The organism is Paenibacillus terrigena DSM 21567 (assembly GCF_000374845.1).
Taxonomy (GTDB): domain Bacteria; phylum Bacillota; class Bacilli; order Paenibacillales; family Paenibacillaceae; genus Paenibacillus_K; species Paenibacillus_K terrigena.
The window spans coordinates 224345-246829 of sequence record NZ_KB895419.1 but is presented as its reverse complement, the minus strand read 5'-3'; the positions used below and the strand labels follow the sequence as shown (position 1 = coordinate 246829).

Here is a 22485-nt window from a genome sequence, read left to right as displayed (position 1 = left end):
CCTGTCATTTGACTGAACACGGTATAAAGGGGTGAAACCACAATGAAATGCATACGATGCATCCTTGTCGTCGTGCTGTTTTCGACAATGCTTACGGGGTGTTGGGGAGCCAGGGAAATTGAACATATGATTTACGTCAATACCTTGGGGATCGATTATGTGGATGATCAGGTCGTTATTTATGTCCAGATGGTTAATTTTAGCGGCATTGCAAAGAGGGAATCAGGACAGGCACAGGTGCAGAAAACATTCATCGGTAAGGCCAAAGGGGATTCATTCGATACGGCTATATTCAATCTGTACGCATCAAGCCCGCAGAGGGTTGTCTGGAGCAGTGTGAAAACCATCGTATTTAGCGACAAGGCTCTCAAGAACAATATTATCCAACAGGTTTTGGATGTATGGGATCGTTATTATGAATTCCGATATACGGTTTGGGCCATGGCTACGCATGAACCAATGGAAGAAGTGCTTAATACTCCTTCGATCGCCGACTTATCAGTACTTTATTCGCAGCTTAACAGCCCGCTCAGAGCGTATGAACAGAGTTCAATGATTGCACCGTTGTACCTCTACAAATTTATATGGAAATATAAAGAAAAAGGGCAAACAGTTCTGTTACCTTCGCTGAATATTGTGCATGGTTGGACCGATAATAACAAGCCTTCTCCCAACCTCAGCATGGAAGGCGTTTGTTTGTTGGACAGTCAGAAATTCAGAGGCTGCCTGCAAACCCCAGATTTATTAGGACTTCGATGGCTAGAAAAAAAGACGAAGAGAACCCCTCTAGTTATCCGAGATAACAAGACCGTAAAGGCTTTAATGGTTATGAATAAAATCAAATCCTCCATCCGTCCAAAGTTGAGCCATGGTCAACCTGTCTTCGATATTAAAGTGTCTATGCAGGCCACCATCCCTCAGCTAAGCACAAGTTTTCATAAAAAAAGGCTGGAACAGCAGGCAATAAAAGAAATTAAAAATCAAATCCTGACAACCTACCGGAAAGGTTTAGAAATGAATGCGGATGTTTTCGGACTTTCAGGCATATTTTATCGCAAAATGCCAAAACAGTGGGACAAGTTTAATGCTAAGGGAAAATTCCCACTTGATCCCGAAAGTATCGACAAAATCGATGTTAAGGTGAATCTGGTCAGTGGTGGAATATCGAAGATGAGGTGACGTGCTGCTGACATGGTAGAAACGTATGATGTCCGATGCTCGTGAATAAATACAAATTGACTTGATCACAATAACCCGTGTCTTCCATAACAATTCTATAGGAGTGATAACGATGCGTGAAGGTTTGATTCCCGTGGTTCTTGGAACTCTGGTAACTGCTTCTGCTGCGTCACTACTTGGGGGCAAGTATAAACTTGCTGCTACGGGTGTCCTAGGGTTTGGATTAGCTCACATGGTTTTGGGTGCTATAGACTTAGTCGAACATCGGTAGATGGTTGGAAGACCGGGAAGGGATCATCATTTCCCTTCCCCTCCACACTCGAAGCTTATCCTTAATAGGAAAGGGTAGATGAATCCATGGGGTATAATGAACTTTTTTTACCGGGACAAATTGTCTACGTCATCATTCGCAACCCACATTCTCAGAGTGTCGCGAACGTACAGCAAGCCGCCGTCGTCCATCATCCGGAGAATCTAAATCAGATGGCGCTTTTCTTGTATGAAACGTATTACCCTCTAACCGAAGAGTTCGCGGTATATGCATCCAGGGATGAAGCCGAAGCGGCTTATCAAGATGCTTTTGGTCTTGCTGAAATTGAGGACTTTTATGGTTAAACCGTTCATCCCTCAACTCGTATATGTTGAACCCGGTGCACTGGAATATCCACTCGGTCAAGAGTTAGTACATAAATTCGAGCAGATGGGCATTGAAATTCGGCAGACCACTTCACACAATCAGATTCGTAATTTGCCGGGAGACAATGATTTTCAGCGATATCGTATAGCGAAATCCACATTCGTATTAGGTGTCCGTAAAACGCTTAAGTTCGATACCTCCAAGCCATCTGCGGAATATGCCATTCCACTCGTAACAGGGTGCATGGGGCATTGTCATTATTGCTATTTGCAGACGACAATGGGAAGCAAACCTTATATTCGGACCTATGTCAATCTTGAGGATATCTTCGATGCGGCAGATAAATATATGCAAGAAAGAGCACCAGAATTTACTCGGTTTGAAGCATCATGTACTTCTGATATAGTCGGTGTTGATCATTTAACCCATACACTCAAGAAAACAATCGAGCATTTTGGCAAATCTGAGTTCGGTAAGCTAAGATTCGTGACGAAATTCGCTCATGTGGACCATTTACTCGACGCCAACCATCAAGGTCGAACTCGATTTCGGTTTAGTGTTAATGCGGATTTTATCATTAAGAATTTTGAGCCAGGAACGTCTAGTCTGGGGGAAAGAATCGAAGCAGCGGCTAAGGTCGCAAATGCAGGATATCCGCTAGGCTTCATTATCGCTCCGATCTACCTCCACGAGGGCTGGCAAGAAGGTTATACAGAAATGTTCCAGAATCTCGCAGGATTGCTGCCCGATTCCGCGAGGAAGGATCTAACTTTCGAAATGATCCAGCATCGATTTACCAAACCGGCTAAACGTGTGATCCAACAGAATTACCCAATGACCAAATTGGAACTCGAAGAATCCAAGCGAAAATGGAAGTGGGGACGTTATGGGATTGGCAAATATGTCTATACCGATAGCGAGCAAGTGGAGATAAACCATACGCTCGGAAGTCTAATAAACACGTATTTCCCAGAAGCAACGATTGAATACTTCACATAACATAACTTCAATAAAAGACCCCTTAGAATTCATCGGATGAACCAAAAGGTATTCCAATGATCTAAGGGGTATTTATTCTAATGCACCATCGACTGTTCTAACTGATGAAGCACTTCCTGGGCTTGATCTACCCATCTCGACTTCACACTAGCATCCGGATCCACAGGCGCTTGAAATTGATTGAACAGCCCTCCGGTGAGTGAGATATGTGCCTCTTCATCCAATCCCTCATTGTATAGATGATTTAATACAAAAGGCTTTCCTAACTTCACAATGGCGTCGCAGCCGTCACATTCTCCATCCAAATGCCCACTTGTTACATAAAAGGGAATCCGCAGCCATACCTTACGTTCCGCGTCCAAATGCTTGTCGAATATCCCCTGCTTGTACTCCCAATTGCCACCTAAGCAAAAATTCATTTTACAAAAAGATTCGCTTAAGTCGCAAAAGGTACCTTGTACATTTTCCAGTCTTGATTCCAATGTAAACATGTACAGGATTCCCCCGTATTTTTTTAATACTAGCTTGAACCAGATAACAACAATTTATTCCAGTTCGCATTGGGAAGCTGCAACGAATCATAGTCAAATCGATAGCACGATAGCTCCATCCGGTATCATTATGTGACCTTACGAGCTTCCTTCTCTCACGATTGGGATATGAATTTGAAATATCGTCCCCTTATCTTTCTCACTCTCTACTGTAATTTCGCCACCGTGTGCTCGTACGTATTCCGCAGCGATGGCAAGTCCTAACCCGGTTCCTCCACGGTCCCGGTCTCTTGCTTGATCGGTTCGGTAGAATCGTTGGAATAAGAATGGTATGTGCTCAGGCTCGATGCCTACCCCATTATCTTTTACGGTTATTAGCATATGCTTGTTCTCAATCTTTGCCTCTACCCGAATTTCACCGCCTGGAGGCGTATACCGAATGCTATTCATGAGGATATTTAAGCATACTTGCGTCATCCGGTGCTTATCCAGCATCACTTCAATTGGTTGAAGCGGCTCGCTATAATGGACAGTGACCTCCCGTTCCTCAGCTTCAAAGGTGACCTTGTCTACGATGCGTGCAAGTAGATGATGGATATTCACACGTTCCTGATGAAGCTTTAATTGCCCCGCTTCCGCTTGTGACAATTCCCGAAGATCATTTACAAGCCGTTGTAGTCGAATGAGCTCATCTTGAAGTGGAAGCAGTTCTTCAGGTGCTATAGACTGGTTACGCTGTTGTAAATATTCCATCTTCCCAGATACAATCGCGAGGGGGGTACGCAGTTCGTGTGCTACATCCGCAGTCATGTTCTTCCTGACTTGTTCGGCTTGTTCTAAATCATCAGACATACGATTAATTGCATTACCGATCTTCCCATACTCATCCGATGTCTTCACAGGAACCTTCATATGAAAATTACCTTTTGCTAGCGCATCAATTACGGGAATTATGCGTCGAATAGGTGATGTCAGATGTCTAGCCAAATAATACGAGAGGAAGATACTCAATATGCCGAACACGACCAGGGCCAAGCTGAGAAACAGGATGAGTGAATCTCTAAAGGCATATTGGAACAGACCCACGAAATAGATAACATCGTTCGCATAGTACAAGGTCCAGACTTTGCGGTCTTCCGTAACCAGCTCTCTCTTGATGCCGAATTTCTCAATTAACGGCGCTTCCATCTCCCCCCACGAAGTTACAAGATCGTGATGTTCGTCCTTGATGAGGATACTGCTGTCTTGACCAAAATTCTTGGCAATATCATCCGTATCGATCCCTTGCCATCCAGAGGTCAAGGAATACATTGCGTCTAAATCTCGGCAAATTTCAATCAATCGATCTTCTTGCTTTACCTCAGCCATATGTCGAATCAGTTGGTTTACCACGACATAAGTGCCGCTTAAGAACAGACTCCCCATCAGAAGAATGAGCGCGGAATAACTAACAAATATTTTCTGTCCTACACGCATATCGGCTTCTCTTCTTTCAGAGCAAATCGGTACCCAAAACCATATACCGTATGAATATAAATGGGGTGACCCGGATCATCTTCAATCTTTTTTCTTAGACGGCTGATATGGGCATCTACGGTACGCTCATCATTCAGTACATCATCAGGCAAAGCCCATTGGAGCAGCTGCAATCGGCTATATACGACGCCAGGTTTGTCAGCCAGTGTCGTGAGCAACTTGAACTCCGTAGGCGTTAATAACACTTCTTGATCACGTTTCCAGACACGGTACTCAGCATGTGAAATCGTCAGTTCTCCTCGACGAATTGGCTGCGCTTGTTCTGTACCGTGCTTCATATCGATTCTACGTAGGACTGAACGGATTCGGGCGGCGAGTTCCCGTAAGGAGAAAGGCTTCGTGATGTAATCATCCGCCCCCACCTCGAGCCCTACTAAGGTATCCGACTCTTCGGTCCTTGCCGTTAACATAATAATACCAATATCACTAGATTTACGAAGTGCCATACATACCTCGATTCCACTCATTTGCGGCATCATCCAATCTAATACGACAAGACTCGGATGACGATCTTGAACGATACGCAAGGCGTCCTGCCCATTACGAGCCGTCCATACGATATATCCCTCTTCCTCTAGAAAAGGTTTCACGAAATCCAATACCTTTTGTTCATCATCCACAAATAATAGATTATGCGCCATACGCCCCCTCCTCCTCCAACATTATGCCACAGCCATCAGTCTTTTATAGGATTTAGCACAAATTTCATAGAACCCGTGCATCATCGTCATAAGTTTACAACATTTGATCGTTATGATGATTGCATAGGTAGCATCTTACAACGCATAGGAGGCAATAAATTTTGAAAAAATGGAATCCTGCCACGATGAAATGGCTCAAAATTGTCCATCTGATTCTAGTCACATTATTTTTTGGGGGGATTATGAGCTCCGTTGCATTAAACTTCGGAATGAGCCTACATGAATACGAGGAGACGCTAGATTCCTATCAGGCTATGGTGCGTATTAGCGATCAAATTATAAGGATTGGGGCCGTTGGTACGTTGCTTGTAGGATTCGTATATGGGATATTTACGAGTTGGGGATTCTTCAGGCATCGCTGGATTACGGTAAAATGGGTATTATTCCTCATCCAGACGCTCATTGGCATCTTTATTGTTGATAAGCTCATGGTAGCGAACATGGGGATGCTAGAATCACAACATGCTCAAGCATTGACCAATCCCGCATTTATTCAGAATCATGAGTTTAGACAATATGCGGTCATTATTCAGATCGGAATTACCCTCTTTATTATCGCCATATCCGTTATCAAGCCCTTGAAAAAGAAGAAGTCTTCCTAATGGAAGACTCCTGTCGTTCTATTAATGATCTCGACTTACGAAATAATTCAATAAATGCTTCAGAAAAGCGATATCGCGAGGCATTTCTTTTAGTGATTCCATGGCTAGGCAATAGTGTTCCCACATTTCTTTTTTCGCGTGATCCTGACCTAGGATCGAGACAAATGTCGAAGTATTATTCTCTGCATCTTTGCCCGTCGGTTTGCCGAGGAGGAGCAGATCTCCTTCCAAATCCAACAGATCATCTTTGATCTGAAAAGCAATACCCGCATGATATGCGAATTTCTTGAGCGCCGCAATTTCGGATCCTTTCGCTTCGGCGAGTATCGCCGGCATTACAAGAGAAGCTTCGAAGGCAATACCGGTTTTATAGAAACATATCATGTTCAACTGCTCAAGGGTTAGCACTTTTCCTTTCGACTCAAGGTCCATCGCCTGCCCCATACACATTTCTTCTGTTTTCTGAGCAGAGTAATGGATCAAGTCTAACACCGTATTGGCATTGAATTGCCCCAATGAGGATTGTTCATTGATGGCCCGAAGGATCAGGAACAGGCCGGTTAATTCCGCTGTAGCAACGTTATGCACCTGATGCAGGGTCGGACGACCTCTTCGCGTCGAAGCATTATCCTGCGACGGCAGATCATCGAAGATCAAGGAAGCGGTGTGCATATATTCCAATGATCTGAGTAACGGCACAATTGCTGATGCTTCTAGCCCGTATTCGTTCACACCCATCATCCAAGTCAAAATGGGGCGGATCCGCTTCCCATCCCCTTCAAGACTGTAGTTCGCTGCATCAATGAGTGGCTCTTGCATTGGAGAAATATCATTTGGCTTGGCAATAGACAATATGCCATTAATTTGATGACGGATCGATTCGATTGTCTGATGAAAGTCGTCTTTTTCCTGTCGATCATTCTTGAGCGTTGTTACCATCTGATCTCGAAGCAGCTTATCGAAGAAATCTACGTTATCCGCTTTATGAACCATATACTGGACGAGACGATTGAATTCGGGATGACCGGAAGCAAAGATATCCATAATTTCGTTGTACTTCTCCGTTCCTACACGCACTTTACAACGTTTGAGCCCATTAATTGCCCGATCTAAGATGACTTCACGCGTCTTGGGATCGGAGTGATGCACGTGATGGATCAAATGAGAGATAACGGACCAATACAATTCAAAAGGGTTAATGAGATCGGGACGTTGATCACGATATTTCAAATAGTAGGTATAAGGTGTGACCGCCCCATCTTTCATATCGTCGAACATATCTGCAAAATCGTCAGCCAGCTGATTATAAATGCCGTTATAGAAGGTTCGATCGTCAAAGCCTTCATCTACAGGCGCACTAATGACGGAACGGACGATCAATCGCGAAGAAGATGATTTGAGAATGACAGGAATATAGAGTTCTTCGTTCGTATAGGTCGAATCCGATAATACCTTTGCACGGTCGATTTCCTGCGAATGAAAGAATACATAGGATTGCTCGAAGAATATTCGCTGTGTGTCCGAACGTTCATAGTCTCGAATATATTCGAACGCTTCCCGGAGCTCCGCATGGATATATTGAATCAATTCCTGATTACTGCCAGACCACTCGCTAAGCTTCGGTACGGTCCCTGTGAGCAGCGAGGTGCGGATCATCCGCGAATACTGTTCCTTCTCCGTTGGAGTTAAGACCGTAGAATCGAGTAGATCGTCAATGAAAGGATAAGTTAGACCGTAAGAATAACCTAGTCGAAGGGCTTCACCCAGCCGCTTGGCTCGTTCCGCAGCGGATAGCGTATCGTCCATGTCTTCCACAACATGCAGTACCACCCCGATAATGATCTTAATCAATTTGCGCTGAGCGTGCTCAGCACTGATTTCCTCAGGGACATGAATAGAGACCATACGAAGCTTGTTAATCAACCAGATGATGTCCGTTTCGATCCCTTTCTTCTGCCCCCACCGATACAACCCAGCGAGACTCATCGTTTCTAGTCCTGCTTCCTTGTTCTTATTCGATGAAGTAGAATGAATCAAATGATTCTTAATGTCGTTAACGACGTGCTGAATATGAGTCTGTGTCGCGGGTGAATTCAAAGACTTGCCTAAATCCCGCATATACATGTAAGAAACACTTCGATCCAAATAATCTTCTAGTTTGCCAGTTGCGCTCAGCCATTGAATATATTTGTAATAATCCCGTGTATCCGGCTTTTTCTTTCCCCTGGAAAAAAAAGATAGCCAAGCAGGATGAATATGATTCTTCTTCCACAAGTGAAAATCTTCTGTGAGGGTAGGCACATAAGTCTTTTCCTTAACCTGCAGTTTAAGTGCTGCAAAATATTGAGCTGCCTTCTCCTCAGCGTGCCGATACCCTAGATCGGCATGATCTTTAAATGCCACATTCATATGATGGATTCCCTCATCTTTAATTTAAAGTATATTATGTTAATACTAATTCGTCGGTGTTGTTCACTTAATACGAGGAAGTCTCATTTTGGTTACAGAATCGATTTAACACTTACAAACGAATAACGACAATTCCCATCATATCACCAACGCATTTTAAGACAATAGGCGTAACCATCATGATATGTTAATTAAAAAACAAACCGCCATCGGCGTCCTGTAAAGGAAGCATGGCGGTTTGAGAAAAAGAAAACCTAGGTCGTATGTTTACCAATTAGTTCTTCGTGTACCAATCACCAACGACGAGCTGCGCAATGGCTGCCAGCGTTCGAATCGTAATCTCACCTTCATCTAACACATCTGCGATAGCAATGCTGTTCCAATTCGGATCCGTCGATTTCACACCGAAGTATTTCGCAACAATTGAGAGATCATTGATCGTAATCTTCGTCGCGCCAGGAACCAATGTGATGAGTTTCGATTGGAATGTTACGGCTGCTGCGTTTAATACCGATACCGCCGTGTCCACTTGGGCCTGTGATGCGGAAGTATTGTTCAACACATTTGTTGCTGCTGCGATTGCTGCTTGTAGCGCTGCCTTAGCGTCTGCCGGATACTTGCCGACTTTATTGCCTGTGATAGCTTTGTTCAATAGATTTTGCGCATTCGCAATGGCTGCTGTTAATGATGCTTTATCTACTGGTGTCGATGGATTTACTGCATTTCTGAACGTGTTTACTGCTGTATTCAGGGCTGCAAGTGCTGCATTGATCTGTTCCTGCGTCGCAGATGAATTATCTCGAACCGTACTTGCTGCTGCAATTGCATCCTTCAGGGCTGCTTTGGCTGCTGATGGATATTGGCCTGGAGCCGACCCGACGACAGCATTGTCATGGAGTTGCTGCGCATTTTGTATCGCTGTAATCAAAGCAGCTCTGTCAGCTGACTTCACTTCGACATGCCAAGAAGCTTGGGTTGTTTCCAGCACACTGGCTATACCGTCCCTTGATACATCAAAGCTTGATAGTGAAAGTGCTGTCGTACCTGTCGGTGCATTCGATTTGACTGTGCCATGTAATGTGACGAGCGGGACTGAACCTTTTATGATATGATCAGCTCCCGTACTTCCTACGATGACAAGAATTTGGCCTTGATCCGGTTTGACACCCGTAGCCAGCACTCCTGAATTATCCAAGTCTGAACTTAATGCTGTGTCAGCTAACGCTAAGGTGCCATCTGCATTCGATTTTGTCGCAAATCCCCATACGTTCGGATCATATTGAATGACAATGCTTCCTATCGTAAAGCCATCCGTAACGTTCTTCATGCCAACTGTCAAGTCTGCAGCACTGCCCACATACGATGAAGCGGGTCCTGTCAACGTGGCCGCGTTGCTCGCACCTTGCGCTGCTGGCGTGACGGTAATCGATACGTTAATTGTCGCTTCCCCGCCTTTCCCGTCCGTTACATGGAAAGACGCTGTATAATCCCCAGGCGTTTGCGGTGTCCAGGAGAATTGGCGGCTAATCGCATCAAAGGTGGCATTCCCTGGAAGTGTAGGTGCTGTATAGGTTAGATTATCGCCATCCGCATCAGTTGCCTCGACTTGGAAGGTTAAATGTTGCCCTTCTACCACACTTTGGGCCACAATCGCCTTAAATACCGGAGGTTGATTGGCTTGGGAAGCAAGCTGAACATCCCCGCTCTTTAATAATTTCAATTGATAAGTGCCTTTAAAAATGGATGAAATCCCTGTAATGTCCACCTTCGTTCCAGCCGGGAATGACTGCTTGAACGTGTCAACATTGATATTCGTTCTGCTGTCTACCCGGACACGGCTTGTTACCCCATCTTTCACCAGATCGAATTCAAGAGAATTCGTCACCGTTGCATAATTTTGTATCGTGACATCTTTAAGCGTAATGAATGTACCTTGATTGTCGTCATTTAATGTTGTCTGGACGACCGGAACAGCAGCCGGGATATTCGCACTCGCATCCAACTTCTCTATTTTCGCATCGTTTATTAGCTCGATTTCTGTATTAAATACGGTCTTCTGTGCTGTGATTTTCACTTTGTCCCCCACATGAAAACCTGTTGGTTGACTCGGATATATATAAATTCCGGCCGTCCCATCCTGCATGTAGAACCCCGATCCACCGAAGATTCCTGGCTCGGATGTGACAATGCCCTGAACTGTCACATACGTGTTGTCGCTGACTTTTCTAGCTTCAGCGATGGTTGTCAGATCCGGGATCGGTACTTCGGGCGTTCCTTTACCGGTACCATAAGAACCCGGTTTGTATGTAGCTGGATCGTACCATTTGTATCCAGCTGCAGGATTCCCCCAAGGTTCAGTACCCGCAATTTCCACCGAAGTTGCTGGATTCTCCAACCCGCTTGCCAGCAATGGCGTCGTGGAATCAAGCGTGATGCCTTTATTCTCGAAGGTTGTGTAATCTTCTTGAACCGCTAACCACTTGACCGTCTGTACAAGGAAAACATTATTCTGTCCTTCACTCTTGAATCCATCATACGTCGTCTTCTTCAAACCGTTATCTTCGCGAACATATCTCGGCGTCACATCTTCAACGGGAGAAGAATCCCCGATGAAGGCTGCTTTACCCTTCTGTAACTTGGAAATGGCTGCGAATGGACCTTCGTCTACTCCGCCGCCTTTATACACGCCGCCATTCGGGAAATTCGCTGGATCGCTTTTCTCAACGGCGTTGTTCCACCCTGAAGTTGTCTTCGGAATATAGACAAGCCCTTTGACACGTGTCGGATCAAGCACCACCATCGTCGAACCTGCGTGCATTTCGACATCATTCACGCCAGCCGTAATGCCGAAGGATTGGTCGTATTTCACCGTATCGGTCTTCGTAAAATCGCCTAACGCATTATAGCGGAATCGAACACCGAAATTCTGCCCCAGCCAATCGGTGCTGGTCACGCCTTGCATCGCTCCGGAGGCAACTTCCGCTGCTGCCATCCCTTTCGAAGGATTATTATAAGCACCACGACGGTATCCGTTCATCACTTCCGATGAATCCCAGCGGTTCAGGTTACGATCGGCATTATAGTGATCCGAAATAAAGAAGATACTACCGCCTTCCTTCACATACTGTAGCATCGCCTCTTGCTCGGATGATTTGAAAGGAATATTCGCCTCCCCAATGACAAATACGTTGTACGCTTTTAACTTGCTTAGTGTAATCGTAGGGGTATCATACGCTTGAGAGCTATAGGGGATCGTTCTTTCTAACGCATCAACTTGGAAACCTGCGGCCTTCAGCCCGTCTGCGAAATCCGAGAACGCTCCATCAATGACCCAATCCGATGCTCCGGCAGTCTGGGCGTGGGACTGATCGAATAGAACTTTTTTGCCAGTGCCGTCAGGAAGAGTTGTGGGAATGCCAATGTTCTCGCTGCCTGGGTCAGTCGGATTTGGATTTTCGCCTCCGCCAGGCGTACCATCCAAGACGAAGCTCGTTGGATTTTTCACGCCGTTCATGCCGCTGTATGCTGCTAGTGTGCCAGTGACCTGAACTTTTTTGCCGACATGTGTCGGGTTGCTCTTCAGACCGTATTGGCTCCGGTAACTAGCCGTAATCTGAACATCGATAAGCTTCGTTTTGTCTGTCTCACTTGCTGTATCCGCAATCAAAAAGTTGAGATCATCTTGAAAATTAGAAAAAATGGGCTTTGAATTATACACTTCACCTACGATAAAACCTTCCACCGTGGCCGTCTCGCCGCTGTTGTTCTTCGCAATGGCTTGTGCAACGGTGATCGCCGATGCAGCTGAAGCTGTCCCTGGCAGAAAGTAAAACACATTGCCGATTAACAACGAGAGTGCTAAAAATACAGCGCCAAGCCTTCTCATGTTCATTCTGTTCCTCATCGTCCCTTGTCCCTTCCTTCATCCCAATTTAGTGGTTACAACGTCATAACTGTAGCATGTCTCGGTGTATTTTAGTGTTAATGTTATGTTAAATATTGCCATTATAAAACACAAAAGCAGAGGTCTTTGACGATAATAAAGCAACCTCTGCTTGGCAATTCGTTGATTATATGACGCATGGGACGTGTTTATGATTATAGGGAAACACCCTCGTTTATTCTCTTTTACCTTTCATTTTTTTCTTTGTTCTACGACCTGTGATGTCAGATATATAGATCTGATATAGGCGTTTTTTCAATAGATAAAATTGACCAATGGAGGGTACTAAAAATGTTTAAAAAGACAATGGCAATGATCATGACCATCCTCATCACTGCGAGTCTAGCTGCTTGCGGGTCCAAAGAAGCGAGCTCTTCTTACGTACCGAAAGAGCTTAATGTACAATTCGTTCCATCTCAGAATGCAGATACCCTTGAAGCTAAAACCAAACCTCTAGAGAAACTACTAGGAGACAGACTTGGCATTCCTGTCCACGTCACGGTATCCCCTGATTACAACACCATTGTCGAAGCCATGGCATCCAAACAAGTGGATGTCGGATTCCTGCCGCCGAATGCGTATGTACTCGCCCACGATAATAAAAAAGCCGCAGATCTTCTGCTCCAAGCCCAACGATTTGGTGTGGATGATGCAACAGGCCAACCTACGACCGAGAAGGTAGACTTCTACAAAGCGATGATCGTTGTACCCAAGGACTCACCGATTAAAACCCTGGAAGACTTGAAAGGCAAGAAAATCGGCTGGCAAAATGTCACTTCTTCCGCAGGCTATGTCTATCCAGCTGCTGAATTGAAAAAGGCCGGCATCGACCCAGATAAAGACGTGACAGGCATCACCATCAAAGGTCATGATGCGGCATTAATGGCGTTATTGAACGGTCAAGTCGATGCCGTCGCGAACTTCCAAGACGCTCGGAATACCGTGATCAAAGATGTTCCGGATATTTTCGAGAAAACGCGTGTCCTTCATTACACGGCTAAGATTCCCAATGATACCGTCAGCGTTCGCAATGATATGGACCAAAGTTGGAGAGATAAGATTAGCCAAGCATTTATGGATATCACGAATGATAAAGAAGGAGCAAAGATTATTAAGGAGATCTATACACATGTTGGCTATGTCAAAGGTGACGACAAGAACTTTGATTCGGTTCGCGAGTATGCGAAGGCTGTAGGTCAAGAAATCAAGTAACGAGAGAGAGTTGGACTTGTATGATTCAATTCCATAATGTATCGAAAACCTATCCGAATGGATCCATTGGACTTCGCCATATTAATCTAACCATTGAAGAAGGCGAGCTTGTCGTCATCGTCGGTTCATCCGGAGCAGGGAAATCCACCTTGCTTCGGTCGATTAACCGATTGCATGATATAACGGAAGGCGACATCCAAGTAGGAGGCAAATCTATTACGCATGCCAAGGATAAGGAGCTGCGCCGGATTCGACGCGATATCGGCATGATCTTCCAGAGCTTCAACTTAATTAAGCGCGCAACCGTGCTTAATAATGTTTTATCTGGCAGGGTTGCATATCATTCGACATTTCGAACGATGCTCGGCATGTTCCCGCGAGAAGATATTGAACTCTCTCTACATGCGCTGGAACGGGTTAATATCCGAGAGAAAGCATATATCCGCGCCGATCAGCTGTCAGGCGGTCAACAGCAACGGGTGTCGATTGCGAGGGCTTTAGCGCAGGAAGCCAAGATTATTCTAGCGGATGAGCCAGTTGCTTCCCTGGATCCTTTGACGACCCGTCAAGTCATGGATGATCTGAAGCGAATCAATCAAGAGATGAGAATAACGACGATTATTAATTTGCATTTCATTGATTTAGCCCGTGAATATGCAACGCGAATTATTGGTCTACGCGCGGGAGAAATCGTATTCGACGGGTCGCCGGAACAGGCAACCGACGAAGCCTTTGCAGATATATACGGTCGGTCGATTCGACACGACGAAATGCTGGGAGGCGAAGTGTGAAGCCCGCTGTGCCTGGATCAGGACGGAAATCACCTCCTGATATCCAGCTGATCAGAGGACGGTACAAGCGAATAGCTACATGGTTGTTGATCATCGTCGTGTTTATTCTTTGCTCGATACACATTCATGCCACGCCCTACAAGTTAATGACCGGGTTGCCTCAAATGGGCAGCCTTCTACAGGAAATGATTCCTCCCGATTGGAGTTACATACCGACCATATGGCAACCGATAATGGAGACCATTCAGATCGCGATTGTAGGGACAACGTTAGGCGGTATTCTTGCCATTCCCGTAGCTCTCTTATGTGCCTATAACATGATGCCGAACAAGTGGGTTTCGATACCGATGCGTGTCATTTTGAACTTAGTACGTACGATACCCGATCTGCTCTTTGCATCGATATTTGTCGCGATGTTCGGCATTGGACCTTTCGCAGGTATGCTCGCCCTTCTCTTCTTCTCGTTCGGGATCATTGCGAAGCTGACGTTCGAATCCATTGAAGCGATTGATCCTGGTCCGCTGGAAGCGATGACTGCCGTAGGCGCGAACCGATTGCAAGTGATTATGTTCGGCGTGGTGCCTCAAGCGTTTCCTTATTTCGTCTCATATTTCCTCTATACGTTCGAGGTGAATATCCGTGCGGCATCCGTACTTGGATTAGTTGGTGCTGGAGGAATCGGCATATTACTCGATCGTTCCCTGGGACTCTTCCGTTACGATCGTGCATCCATGATCATCCTGATTACACTCGTCATTGTGCTTGCCATTGATTACGGCAGTACGAGAATTCGGAGGAGTCTGCTATGAGAGATACAAGAGCGTATAAACCGATAAGCCGTCGAATTCGCTTTTGGCTTAGTATCATTGTCATTCTTGCTATCTACTACTGGGCGTTTCAAGGCATGCACTTTGAAGGCGTTCAATCCACTACGAAAACTGTGATGCTCTCCATTATCAATGGATTCCTGCATCCGGATTGGTCGTATGTGTATATTCCAGATGGCGAAGATCTGCTTCGTGGATTATTAGACACGTTAATCATTTCGATCCTTGGCACATTTGTATCTGCGATATTATGCATCCCTTTTGCCTTCTGGGCATCCACGAATATGAGCAGACGCCTCACGGTATCCGGAAGCGGTAAAATCCTGCTCAGCGTAATCCGCGTATTTCCGGAGATTATCGTCGCCATCTTGTTCATCAAAGCCGTAGGGCCCGGTGCATTCGCAGGCGTGCTCGCACTAGGCATTCACTCTATAGGCATGCTCGCAAAATTGTATTCCGAGACGATCGAGAGCATTGATCGCGGACCTCAAGAGGCCTTACTTGCTTGTGGAGCCAACCGACTGCAAGTGCTGAGATATGCTGTCATCCCACAAGTCATACCCCAATTCCTGTCTTACTCACTTTACCGTTTCGAGATCAACATCCGTTCAGCGACTACGCTTGGGCTCGTTGGTGCTGGAGGGATCGGGACACCACTCATCTTTGCGCTGCAAGTACGGAATTGGAGTCGAGTCGGTGTTATTCTCCTTGGGGTCGTAATACTTATCACGCTGACTGACATCATCTCCGGCAAACTACGGAAGCGAATTATTTGATTTGGAATAAAACAAGTCGAATGAACAACCCCATCATTTCATTTATTTAATTACGTTAAATATAATTATTAATGTTATTAAATATATTCAAATTCCTTGTTCTCTCCTATATACCAACAACCTTTCTAAGACGATCTATAAAAGAAAAAAAGTGGGTACAGTCCAAGGACTATACCCACTTTTTTGTCAAGCAATTTAAGGTCGACGAAATGATTATTGCTTCCTACTTCGCTCTGAGATGTACGAGCCAACCAGCGTTAAGAAAGTCCCCACATAGGTGGCCCAGGTGAGTTCCTCATGCAGAATGAGCGCAGAAGCTGCAACAGTAATTACAGGTACAACATATATGTATATACTTGTCTTGACGGCCCCGAGGATACCTACCGCAAGGTTCCATGTGACGAAACATAAGGCTGAAGCACCCAAACCCAAGAATAGAATATTCGCTACAATCGTGAGATCATAGAATCGGTCCAGACCAAGTCGGAAATCAAATAGGAACAGTGCGGGCACCATAAAGATTAGTCCATAGAAAAACACTTTACGGGTGCTTCCGACGGTATGATAACCGAGATCGCTAATTTTGCGCATCAATACGGAATAGATCGCCCAGACGATAGGTGCAAGAAAAGCAAGGATGTCGCCAACGGGATTCAGCTGCAGCAGGACACTGCCGTTAAATCCGATGGCTATGATTCCTGCGAGCGCGATAACAAATCCAATCATAAAGCGAACGTTCAACTTCTCTCCTTCTAAGAAGAAGTGTGCGAATAACGCGGTGAAGAAAGGGGCAATCGTTACGATAACGCCTACGTTGGAAGCTAGCGTGTAGATTAGCGCCGTGTTCTCCAATAAAAAGTATAAAGTCACTCCACAAAGCCCTGCCCCCATAAACAGGAGCTCCTCTTGAAAGGAATGGGTTCGAATCTTCCGTGAATAAATAAGGAACAAGACTAGATATCCTAAAAGAAACCGAAAGAATAATATCTCCATCGGAGTGAAATCGACTAATAAGATTTTCGTCGAGATAAAGGTCGTTCCCCAGATGATGATGGTCATGAAGGCTAATAAATGCCCGGCTGTGATGTTGCGTTTATCCCCCATAAAGTGTAAACCGCCTTGATCCCTGTTCACTAACAAATACCCGCATATATTGCTTAGGTGTTAACCCGATCAGCTTTTTGAAAAATTTCGTAAAATGACTCTGATCACTAAAGCCACATAGAAAAGCCACTTCACTTGGTGACACGCCTGATTCTAGAAGCCTCTTGGCGTTGTTGATCCGCGTCGTCTCCAGATAGCTGTACGGTGAGATCCCTTTCTCTCTCGTGAAAGAACGAACCAGATAATATTTACTTAACCCCGTTAATTGACTGAATTGGTCCAACTTGATATTCCTCATGTAGTTCGCATCGATGTAAGCTGACACTGCGATGATTTCAGCGCTCAGTTCCCGATCATGACCCAGGGTCTCTACATCCGAATAATCGGTTAGTAATTGCTCGATAAGCAGCATCATGAGCTCTTCTTTTTTGAAATCAGGCTGTTCGTCACATATCATACGATGTAAATCGCGAAGCGAATCTGCGAGCTCACTATGATAAATAACCACCTTGGTGAAGCGCGGGAAACGGGCCGTCCCTGTAATCTCCATGACGTATTGACGCATCACTTCGGGCTGTATATTCAACGAACGATAATCCAGAGATCTCCCGTCGATCTGTGCGCAAGCATGTGGGTCATGCGGGTTGAAGATCACGACATCGCCGCTATTTACAATAAACTCCTCATTGTTGCATATGACATGCCTTTTCCCTTGCTCGATAAAGCCAATAACATAGTAATCGTGAAAGTGATTGGGGAAATTCTGCATAATGCCTTCAAAACGGTACGCTTCCACCCGCAGGTCTGCATCGAAGCGGATCTCGCGCAACTCGTGAGACAAAATCTCTACACCTTCTCTCCGTCAATGTGCTCTCATTATAGATCAAAGATGTTCATTTTTCTTGTATGATGTTGCTCTTCGAAAGTCAACTTAGGAACCATAGGGTGCATCGAACTCAATGATATGATGATCAACATCTAGAATGTAAATCTGTGTAAATCCCGCAACGCTCTCTGGTCTGGCTTCATAGGGTATCCCCGATTGCTCCAACCAGTCTATCGTATCTCGATAGCTCTTCACCCACACTGCAAAGTGACTATCTTGTGTATGGATCGGACCTTTGCGAAGCGCCTCGCCTTCCGGACATTCGATTAGATGAAGCTGCTGATCGCCGATGGCATACCATGCCCCATTGGATTGAAACGGTGGACGCGTCAATTCTGGCAACTGAAGAATCTCTTTATAAAATTGTTTGGCTTTCGTTAAATCGCGTACTGCGAGACTCACATGATGGATGTTCAAATATTCAATCATTTCCTTCTCCCCTTAGACTTCATTTTACACAGCGTCTTCCCGATCTTACCATCCAATCGTAACCTTTCACAATGGATTTTGGCGACGAATTCCCCCCGCAATGGAATGATTTCACAGGTGTTGGAGCACATTAACACCATCTTGCAATGTTAGGAGTTCACTATGAAAGCTGGCACAAAATCCGTTACTTTTTTTCAAGCCTGCATGATCATGATCTTATCGACCGGATTACTTAACCATGTTCATATTATCCCGCTTCTGCTCCAAAGTACGGGAAGCGATGGCTGGATCAGTATTTTACTTGTCATGTGCATCGCTTTCCTATGGATTCCTGCCTTGCTCTATGTTATGAACCGTAAAGGGACACGCCCCATCTATTCGTGGTTGAAAGAACAATCTGGCGCCTTCATAGCCTGGATCATCGTTGGAATTCTGCTTGTGTATTTATTCTCCGTTGCCTTCGTATCCTTAAAAGATACGACCAATTGGACGAACACATCCTACCTAACGAAAACCCCTGTCTACATGCTCGCAACGATTTTGACCATCTTATGCTCATTAGCGGCACTTGCCGGGATTCGTTCTATTGCCATCTGTGCAGGCGCTTTGCTGCCAGTTGTCCTTATCCTTGGTTATTTTGTCATGGGAGTGAACTTTCAATATAAAGATTACAGCTTGATCACGCCAGTACTCGAGAATGGCTTCTACCCGATCCTAAGAGGCTTGTTATACCCTGGAGCCGGCATGGTGGAACTGTTCATGTTCCTCTTACTACAGCATCATCTCTCGACGAAGGCAAGCTATCGAGGCTTAGCTATTCTTGCGATATGTCTTGCTGGATTAACGATCGGTCCTTATTTGGGCTCCATCGCGAACTTTGGTCGTGAAATTGCCATGGAGCTACGGTTTCCTGTCTTTGAACAATGGCGACTAGTTACGATCGGCAAGTATATCAATCATTTAGATTTTCTATCCATTTACCAATGGTTATCCGGAGCGTTTATTCGCATTTCCCTGGCGATATTTTTCATTTACGATCTTACGCCCATCCGAAGCAAGCTCCCTAAATTCATTTTTTGCATATCCGTATCTATCGCTTTGATCCTTACCGTACAGTTCAGTATGAGTGATATGGTGTTTATGAATTGGTTGTATTCGTACTACTATCCAATCACGGCGATAGGCATTATCGTCTTATCCTTCATCCTTTGTCTGCTGACCCGGTTACATCATGCTAACAGGAGGATTAAACCCCATGACACATCAACCCAGTAATCCGATAGAACAATCTGACAACTTAAATCCTACGCCCAGTATGCCGTTAACCTATGCGAATCTGAGACAACGCTTGTCTAATTGCGCAGATATCGAATACCATTCCCTCGTATTCGGTACAGATTTATCTGTGATGGAGATCAATCTTGTGTGGTGTGATGGTGTGACCGACCACAAGCAGATCAATCAATTCATCATTCCAAAAATTCATCAAATGCTGCATAACCATCATTGGATAGAGGAATTACAACACAACCCACTCCTAGCTATTGATAAGATTGATGCTTCCAAAGGCGTTCATGAGGCAATAACCAAAGTATTCAGCGGATATTTGCTCATATGCGTGCCTCTACAGAATGTGTTCTACACACTGGATATCTCAGATGCCCCAAATCGCACACCTGAAGAATCAAGCACTGAAATTTCGATCAAAGGACCGAAAGATGGGTTTACAGAGAACATCACGACCAATCTTGGATTAATTCGCAAACGTCTTAAGACCGAATCGTTAAAAATTGAAACCCGTATCATCGGAAGACGATCTCAGACGAATATCGCCTTGTTATATTTGGAGGATGTTGCCAATAAAGAAATGATCGAAACCGTGAAACAGCGCTTATCCAAGATTGACGTGGATTCGGTTGTTAGCAGTTCCCAGCTTGGCGAAGCACTGGGAGATTCGAAATATTCCTTGTTCCCGTTGTTGGATTATATCGGAAGGCCAGATTATGTCGTACAGGCATTGGTTCGAGGCCGATTTTCCATTATTGTGGATACAGTCCCCATGGCGTTGATCGGTCCAGCTGATCTCTTATTGGAGCTGAAATCACCTGAAGATGTCCATTTTCCGTATTTCTTCGTAACATTTCAACGTCTATTACGCGTAATTGGGCTAATCATATCCATTTTCATACCTGGATTCTGGTTAGCATTATGTGCATTTAACGTCGAGCAGCTTCCTCTTCCGCTGCTAGCCACAGTGACAACAGCAAGAATGGGACTTCCCTTCACTGCAGCGATGGAATTGATTCTTATGCTCGGATTATTCGAGATCTTCCGTGAAGCTGGGGCCCGCTTGCCCAAAGCCGTTGGACAAACCGTTGCCGTTGTAGGTGGATTAATTGTAGGGGATGCGGCGATACGTGCAGGATTGGGTTCTCCAACCATGTTAGTTGTTGCAGCGGTCAATGCGGTTGCCACATTCACACTCGTGAATCAATCCTTAAGTGGAACCGTTAGTATCCTTAAATTTGGAGTGCTGCTCATGTCGAATTATTTTGGCATGTTTGGGTTTTTTATTTCCATGCTGGGGATATTGCTGTACTTGTCCACATTAGAATCCTTCGGAATCTCCTATTTGTCCCCCATTTCACCGCCTTCTTTCCGTGACATGTTTAAGTCCATTGCGGCTTTTCCTCCTTCTCAAAATGGAAAACGTCCCCATTATATTCACCCAATGGATGAGACGAGGCAAGGAGATGAGACATGACTTATTCGCGACGAATCATGAGTTTGTTCACGATAGGTATATTTTTGTTGCTAACAATAACCTTAACCGGTTGCTGGGATAAGAAGAACATTCAAGATTTGAACTATGTCACGGCAATGGGGGTTGATTATGAGAATAACAAGTTTGTCGTCTATTCACAATCCTTGGACTTTACCATCCTTGCGAAGCAAGAAGGCGCAAAATCCAAAGAACACATTCCGGTCTGGACAGGACGAGGTGAAGGTGACACGCTCGACGCGGCTGTGAATGATATTTTCACAGCATCACAGCTGCCTATCATTTGGGAGCATATCAGTGCGGTCGTCTTTCATGAACGTGCGATGAAGCAGAATCTCCGTAGAATGACCGATTCGATGCTGCGGTATCATGAAATTCGATTCTCTCCTTGGGTATATGGGACTCGGAGCTCCATAAAAGAGCTGTTCGCTGCACCAACCACGTTCAACTTGTCACCCATAAATTCCATCCTTCATCAACCAAAGGAGGTCTATATGCAGCAGTCCTACATTCAGCCCATTTCACTGAGAGAAATGTTCATCAACTGGTTGCGTCCAGGCTCTACGCTGCTCCTTCCTAGCATTTCGCTCAATAAAGATCATTGGTTTGAAGATTTGAAACCAAAGGAAGCTTATGCAATTGATGGACTCTTTACGATGGAGAAGGATCTGTTTCAAGGTTGGTGGGCTAAAAAAGACATTACGGGATTACGGTGGGCTTCAAAAAATGTTGTACATACCGCACTCCAAATCGAACCCCATAAGAAGCCTGTAGCGATGCTAGCACTCAATGTGCCTGAGAGTAAAATTACTGTAAAGCTAGAAGGCCCTCAGCAAATCCCAAAGGTCACCATTCAGTTACTCATTGACGGTTCGATTGAAGAGGCGCTCACAGATATGCAACCGCACAAAATGGAAAAACTTGCAGAACAAAATATCCGCAATGAAATACTAAAAACATTCCGCGATGGGGTTCAGAAGGGCGTCGATTTATTCTCCATTCGCGAAGAAATTTACCGTCAGCATGTGAATTATTGGAATCGTCATCAGAAAGGTCAGACGATTCGACTTCGTCCGGATATGATTGATCATGTTAATGTCAGAGTGAAGCTTAAGAACGCAGGTATGAGGAAACTAAGAAGATAAAAAACCACGAACCAAAAAAAAGACTTCGGTGGGATC

Annotated in this window: 20 protein-coding genes; 12 read left to right on the top strand and 8 right to left on the bottom strand. The window is 45.0% G+C overall.

The genetic code is table 11. The annotated features are described in order from the left end of the window. The first annotated feature begins 42 nt into the window (after positions 1-42). The 4 genes from C558_RS0121230 (at position 43) to splB (ending at position 2815) form a co-directional block, all read left to right on the top strand. Positions 43-1179 carry a Ger(x)C family spore germination protein gene (locus tag C558_RS0121230; protein WP_018758316.1) on the top strand — a complete coding sequence of 379 codons (1137 nt, stop codon included), beginning with the start codon at positions 43-45 and terminating at the stop codon, positions 1177-1179. A 112-nt stretch (positions 1180-1291) separates the two neighbouring features. After that, entirely contained in the window at positions 1292-1450 is a 159-nt protein-coding gene (locus tag C558_RS34780; RefSeq protein ID WP_018758315.1) for a hypothetical protein, read from the top strand. Positions 1451-1536: 86 nt separating this feature from the next. After that, positions 1537-1794 (top strand): transcriptional regulator SplA domain-containing protein, encoded by a 258-nt coding sequence (locus C558_RS0121220; RefSeq protein ID WP_018758314.1) that lies wholly within the window; start codon positions 1537-1539, stop codon positions 1792-1794. Beyond that, the gene (gene splB / locus C558_RS0121215) at positions 1787-2815 is read left to right on the top strand and encodes a spore photoproduct lyase (protein ID WP_018758313.1); all 1029 of its coding nucleotides are present in this window, start codon (positions 1787-1789) and stop codon (positions 2813-2815) included. Before C558_RS0121220 ends, splB begins: the two co-directional genes overlap by 8 nt. A 77-nt stretch (positions 2816-2892) precedes the next feature. On the opposite strand, the gene C558_RS0121210 is transcribed toward splB, so the two are convergent. From C558_RS0121210 to C558_RS0121200, 3 genes are all read right to left on the bottom strand, one after another. Next, entirely contained in the window at positions 2893-3306 is a 414-nt protein-coding gene (locus C558_RS0121210) for a YugN family protein (protein ID WP_018758312.1), read from the bottom strand. A gap of 138 nt (positions 3307-3444) precedes the next feature. Further along, positions 3445-4782 (bottom strand): sensor histidine kinase, encoded by a 1338-nt coding sequence (locus C558_RS0121205; RefSeq protein ID WP_018758311.1) that lies wholly within the window; start codon positions 4780-4782, stop codon positions 3445-3447. Next, entirely contained in the window at positions 4773-5483 is a 711-nt protein-coding gene (locus C558_RS0121200; RefSeq protein ID WP_018758310.1) for a response regulator, read from the bottom strand. Before C558_RS0121200 ends, C558_RS0121205 begins: the two co-directional genes overlap by 10 nt. Before the next feature lie 161 nt (positions 5484-5644). Here C558_RS0121200 and C558_RS0121195 point away from each other — a divergent pair, with 161 nt between their 5' ends. Continuing rightward, positions 5645-6145, top strand: coding sequence for a DUF2269 family protein (locus tag C558_RS0121195; protein WP_018758309.1), 501 nt, complete (start codon positions 5645-5647; stop codon positions 6143-6145). A 21-nt stretch (positions 6146-6166) separates the two neighbouring features. On the opposite strand, the gene C558_RS0121190 is transcribed toward C558_RS0121195, so the two are convergent. After that, entirely contained in the window at positions 6167-8554 is a 2388-nt protein-coding gene (locus C558_RS0121190; protein ID WP_018758308.1) for a polyprenyl synthetase family protein, read from the bottom strand. Positions 8555-8828: 274 nt separating this feature from the next. After that, the gene (locus C558_RS33280) at positions 8829-12446 is read right to left on the bottom strand and encodes a DUF6359 domain-containing protein (protein ID WP_018758307.1); all 3618 of its coding nucleotides are present in this window, start codon (positions 12444-12446) and stop codon (positions 8829-8831) included. 342 nt (positions 12447-12788) lie between these two features. Here C558_RS33280 and C558_RS0121180 point away from each other — a divergent pair, with 342 nt between their 5' ends. The 4 genes from C558_RS0121180 to phnE (C558_RS0121165) are packed head-to-tail and all read left to right on the top strand — an operon-like array spanning position 12789 to position 16103. Then, the gene (locus C558_RS0121180; protein ID WP_018758306.1) at positions 12789-13709 is read left to right on the top strand and encodes a phosphate/phosphite/phosphonate ABC transporter substrate-binding protein; all 921 of its coding nucleotides are present in this window, start codon (positions 12789-12791) and stop codon (positions 13707-13709) included. Positions 13710-13729: 20 nt separating this feature from the next. Beyond that, positions 13730-14500: a phosphonate ABC transporter ATP-binding protein gene (gene phnC, locus C558_RS0121175; RefSeq protein WP_018758305.1), complete on the top strand. Its 771-nt coding sequence runs from the start codon at positions 13730-13732 to the stop codon at positions 14498-14500. Next, positions 14497-15309, top strand: coding sequence for a phosphonate ABC transporter, permease protein PhnE (phnE, locus tag C558_RS0121170; RefSeq protein ID WP_018758304.1), 813 nt, complete (start codon positions 14497-14499; stop codon positions 15307-15309). Before phnC ends, phnE (C558_RS0121170) begins: the two co-directional genes overlap by 4 nt. Beyond that, positions 15306-16103, top strand: coding sequence for a phosphonate ABC transporter, permease protein PhnE (phnE, locus tag C558_RS0121165; protein WP_018758303.1), 798 nt, complete (start codon positions 15306-15308; stop codon positions 16101-16103). Before phnE (C558_RS0121170) ends, phnE (C558_RS0121165) begins: the two co-directional genes overlap by 4 nt. Positions 16104-16316: 213 nt before the next feature. Here the strand turns inward: phnE (C558_RS0121165) and C558_RS0121160 are convergent, their stop codons facing one another. The 3 genes from C558_RS0121160 to C558_RS0121150 all read right to left on the bottom strand — a co-directional run bounded on the left by C558_RS0121160 (position 16317) and on the right by C558_RS0121150 (position 18522). Beyond that, positions 16317-17207: a DMT family transporter gene (locus C558_RS0121160; protein WP_018758302.1), complete on the bottom strand. Its 891-nt coding sequence runs from the start codon at positions 17205-17207 to the stop codon at positions 16317-16319. Beyond that, positions 17197-18048, bottom strand: a complete 852-nt coding sequence (locus tag C558_RS0121155; protein ID WP_018758301.1) for an AraC family ligand binding domain-containing protein — start codon at positions 18046-18048, stop codon at positions 17197-17199. Before C558_RS0121155 ends, C558_RS0121160 begins: the two co-directional genes overlap by 11 nt. 90 nt (positions 18049-18138) lie before the next feature. Beyond that, positions 18139-18522 carry a VOC family protein gene (locus tag C558_RS0121150; RefSeq protein WP_018758300.1) on the bottom strand — a complete coding sequence of 128 codons (384 nt, stop codon included), beginning with the start codon at positions 18520-18522 and terminating at the stop codon, positions 18139-18141. 162 nt (positions 18523-18684) lie between these two features. Between C558_RS0121150 and C558_RS0121145 the strand changes: the two genes are divergently transcribed. From C558_RS0121145 to C558_RS0121135, 3 genes are read left to right on the top strand one after another with little or no spacing between them, the layout of a single operon-like run. Continuing rightward, positions 18685-19797, top strand: a complete 1113-nt coding sequence (locus C558_RS0121145; RefSeq protein ID WP_018758299.1) for an endospore germination permease — start codon at positions 18685-18687, stop codon at positions 19795-19797. Beyond that, positions 19778-21286 carry a spore germination protein gene (locus tag C558_RS0121140; protein ID WP_018758298.1) on the top strand — a complete coding sequence of 503 codons (1509 nt, stop codon included), beginning with the start codon at positions 19778-19780 and terminating at the stop codon, positions 21284-21286. Before C558_RS0121145 ends, C558_RS0121140 begins: the two co-directional genes overlap by 20 nt. Then, positions 21283-22449 carry a Ger(x)C family spore germination protein gene (locus C558_RS0121135; protein WP_018758297.1) on the top strand — a complete coding sequence of 389 codons (1167 nt, stop codon included), beginning with the start codon at positions 21283-21285 and terminating at the stop codon, positions 22447-22449. Before C558_RS0121140 ends, C558_RS0121135 begins: the two co-directional genes overlap by 4 nt. The last annotated feature ends 36 nt before the right edge of the window (positions 22450-22485 follow it).